Origin of the sequence: Thiohalocapsa sp. (genome assembly GCF_019695415.1) — a bacterium.
GTDB lineage: Bacteria > Pseudomonadota > Gammaproteobacteria > Chromatiales > Chromatiaceae > Thiohalocapsa.
Window position 1 is genome coordinate 1 of record NZ_JAIFKJ010000348.1, and the last position, 3,970, is coordinate 3,970.

The window sequence follows — 3,970 nt, forward strand, 5'->3', positions numbered from 1 at the left end:
CGCTGGTGGGGCGACGCTGCAGAGGCACCCGAGCCGGGACCGGGCACCAGCGCGGAGCTGCTGTTGACGGACCCGCCGTGCTACCTGGACCCGCTGCGGCAGACGGTCGGCGAGCTGCAGACGCACGGGCTGCGCACGGCGCAGCTCAAGGAGCTGCAGCGCGCCCCCCGGCTGCCGCAGGAGCGCGCGGAGGGGGTGTCGAAGCTGCTGCTCAAGGAGTTCCCAGACCTGCCGCTGCCGACGCCGACGCCTGTCAGCGTCACGTCCGTCACCGATGCAGCCGCCACGCCCTATCTGACCCTGCACGGCGGCCGCGGCGGTGCGGATGCGCACCGGCTGCATCTCGACTTCGACTATGCCGGCCATCGGTTGCCGGCACAGCCGGCGGAGTCGCACAGCGTCATCGACACCGACACGGGCCTGGTGGATGTGACCCGGGACCCGGCCGCCGAGGCCGCGGCACTGGCCGCACTCATCGAGCATGGCTTCGTACCGACGGATCAGAACCAGCCGGCGCGCGGTCCGATCCATCTGGCGGCAGACGGCGATGATGCGTTGACCCGTGCCGGGCAATGGTCGGCCCTGCTGCGCGAGGGCCTGGCCCAGCTGGAGGCGCAGGGCTGGCGCATCGCCTTCGACGAGAGCTTCCGGCTGCGCTTCGAGTCCGGCGACTGGGAGGCGGCCATCGACGAGGACGACGAGGAGGCCGCCGGCAACGATTGGTTCGGGCTGCGCTTCGACCTGCAGGTGGACGACCGCCGCTTGCCGCTGGTGCCCATCGTTGCGCCGCTGCTGGCCCTGGGCCCTGACGCGGAGCTGCCGGCGGTGGTGAGCGTGCCCATCCCGCCGCGGGACGGTGAGGACGCCGCGCAGCGCTATGTGGACTTGCCGGGGGAGCGCATTCGCCCGGTGCTCGAAACACTGCGCGAGCTGTTCGGCGACGAGCCGCCGGAGGGGGCCTCGCACCTTCGCCTATCGCGCTTCGACGCGCCGACCCTGGACGACCTCGCCGCCCGCGGCATCGCCCTGTCCGGCGGCCGGCGGCTGCGGGACCTGGCCAAGCAGTGCAAGAGACTCGCGACCCGACCCGGGTGGGGACCGCCGCCGGGGGTCACCATCGGGCTCCGGCCCTATCAGCAGCACGGGCTGAACTGGCTGCAGTTCCGGCGCAGCGTCGACCTGGGCGGCATCCTGGCGGACGACATGGGCCTCGGCAAGACCATCCAGACCCTGGCTCATGTGCTGCTGGAGAAGGAAGCCGGCCGGCTCGAGCAGCCGGCGCTGGTGGTGGCCCCCACCAGCCTCATCGGCAACTGGCGCCGGGAGGCGCAGCGCTTCACACCAGACCTGCGCGTGCTGGTGCTGCATGGCAACGACCGGCATCAGCGCTTCGCCGAGATCCCGGCGCACGACCTGGTGCTTACCACCTACCCGCTGCTGCCCCGGGACCGCGAGCGCCTAGGCAAGGCGCCTTTCCACCTGCTGATTTTGGACGAGGCGCAGACCATCAAGAACCCGCGGGCGCAGGCGGCACAGGTGGTGCGGCGGCTCGATGCCCGGCATCGGCTGTGCCTGACGGGCACGCCCATGGAGAACCACCTGGGCGAGCTCTGGGCGCTGTTCGATTTCCTGCTGCCCGGGTTCTTGGGCGATCAGCAGCGCTTTCGGCGCCACTGGCGCACGCCCATCGAGCAGCACGGCGACCGCGAGCGCCGCGAGCGCCTGGCCCGGCGCGTGGCGCCCTTCCTGCTGCGCCGGCGCAAGCAGGACGTGCTGAAAGAGCTTCCGCCGAAGACCGAGATCGTGCGCAGCGTGGCACTCGGCGAGACCCAGGCATCGCTATACGAGGGCATACGGCTCTCGATGGAGAAGCGCGTGCGCGAAGCCATCGCCGAGCAGGGCATGGCGCGCAGCCGCATCACCATCCTGGATGCACTGCTCAAGCTGCGGCAGACCTGCTGCGATCCGCGCCTGCTGGACCTGCCGGCAGCGCGGCGGGTCAAGCACTCCGCCAAGCTGGAGCTGCTGATGGACCTGCTGCCGGAGCAGCTGGACGAGGGACGGCGCATCCTGCTCTTCAGCCAGTTCACCAGCATGCTCAAGCTTATCGAGCCGGAGCTCGAGCGCCGCGGCATCCGCTACGCCAAGCTCACCGGACGCACGAAGCGTCGCGACGAGGTGATCGACCGCTTCCGCGGCGGCGAGGTGAGCCTGTTCCTGATCAGCCTCAAGGCCGGCGGCCTGGGCCTGAACCTGACCGAGGCGGACACCGTGATCCTCTACGACCCCTGGTGGAACCCGGCGGTGGAGGCGCAGGCGGCGGACCGCGCCCACCGCATCGGCCAGGACAAGCCCGTGTTCGTCTACAAACTGCTCACGGAGCAGACGGTGGAGGAGAAGATCCTCGCCATGCAGCAAAAGAAGCAGGCACTGGCGGAAGGCATCTACCGAGAGGGCGGGGGCGAGGGCTCGCCCGCCTTTACGGCGCAGGACATCGACGAGCTGTTCGCACCCATTGCGGACTGATCGACTTCGGCTCGCAGCACGCGAGCGTAGCAGCGACCGGGGCGCAGGTCGGGCGGAGCTCCGTGATTATCGGGTTACGCTGCTGCTAACCCGACCTACCGGGCCCACCTTCGCTGGGCTCGGGGCAGTGCCCGGGCAGTCCTTGGGCCGATTCGTGGAAAACCCCAATTCTCGGAGGTTGACTAGATTTTGTCCACCTGCGATGCTCCAAATGACATCCGCACGGAAGCATTGAACAACCTGGAGCGACCGCATTTCATGAACCACTGCAAAGACTGCCGCGCGCTTTGGCCTTTCGGCTTCGCGCTCGCCCTAGCCGCGATCCTGGCCTTTCCCGCTTGGGCCACCTTTAATCTGATGGCGCTTGACGTCGCCGCGCAGATCGGGGGCAGCGCGCTGGTGTTCTGCGTGAGCGCTGTCGGCCTCATGCTCTACGTCCGCTGGTGCATTCGACGCAACTGTGCGCTGCGCCGCATGCTGACCGAGCAGCGTGCACGGGCTGGGGCGTCGCAGGCGGCCTTCACCCAGCAGGCATAGCGGAGCGTGGCGAGTTTCGAGGGGCTAGGCTCGAGGGAGAGAGCGCCCATCAGCAGCTTCTTCTCGCGACACGCCAAAAAACCGCCGTGCAGCGGGTATAACACGCAGAATATTGCTGAAATCCTGACTGCCGGCAGCACTTGCACGCCCGTCGACATGGTCCACCGCCCCTCTTAGGCTCACTCCTGCGCCGATACGAAGGTCATCACGAAGGTCACGGGCACCGCGTGGCTGATGCTCGCGAGGCCCGCGATCTCACGCAGCTTCTCGATGCCGTCGGTGAGCCCGAACTTGGCTGCGTCGACGATGAGCGGCTTGGTGCTGGCGACCATGACCGTCCCGTCACCAAGCTTTGCGGCCTGCATGCTGATGATCATGGGCTGGGTCGCACCATGCAGCGACAGATTGCCCTCCGCGGTGATCTCGGCGATCTGTCCAGACTCCATGCCTGCGATGATGGCTGGGTCTATCTTGGCCGTTAGCGTCGCTTCTTTGTAGTTGGTGGTCTCGAACAGGATCTCCCGCATACGCTCGTTGCGAATGGGCACCAGGGTCTCGACGCTGTCCAGGAACATGGACACGGTGACCTGGCCGTTGTCGTCGATCGTGCCGGCCATCTCTTTGAACGTGTTCACCTCCCCGACGTCCTTGGCCTTGATGGAGACATAGCTCAGATGGGAGCGCGCCGGGTCCATGGTCCAGCCGGCGATGACTGGACCGGCGGCCAGGGCGAGTGCAAGCGCAGGGCCGGCGAGCGTGGCGTACGAGGAAGCTCGGCGATAAAGCTGACGCATGTCGTCTTTCTCCTTTGGTTGATGACGCGCCGCGATCAAACCTCCACTGGCGCTGGATTGCAAGTGTGTGCTGCTGGCGCGGGCGTCCTGCTGGAGCGGCATCCCTGCCGCGA

The 3,970-nt window shown here is 67.9% G+C and carries 3 protein-coding genes; 2 read left to right on the forward strand and 1 reads right to left on the reverse strand.

What is annotated here, in order from left to right:
• A partial coding sequence (locus I6U14_RS09935) for a DEAD/DEAH box helicase (protein ID WP_296898920.1) occupies positions 1-2,526 on the forward strand: 2,526 nt, incomplete at its 5' end.
• Between the two features lie 258 nt (positions 2,527-2,784).
• Positions 2,785-3,063, forward strand: a complete 279-nt coding sequence (locus I6U14_RS09940; RefSeq protein WP_296898922.1) for a hypothetical protein — start codon at positions 2,785-2,787, stop codon at positions 3,061-3,063.
• A gap of 179 nt (positions 3,064-3,242) precedes the next feature.
• On the opposite strand, the gene I6U14_RS09945 is transcribed toward I6U14_RS09940, so the two are convergent.
• Positions 3,243-3,857: a YceI family protein gene (locus I6U14_RS09945; protein ID WP_296898924.1), complete on the reverse strand. Its 615-nt coding sequence runs from the start codon at positions 3,855-3,857 to the stop codon at positions 3,243-3,245.
• Positions 3,858-3,970: the final 113 nt, after the last annotated feature.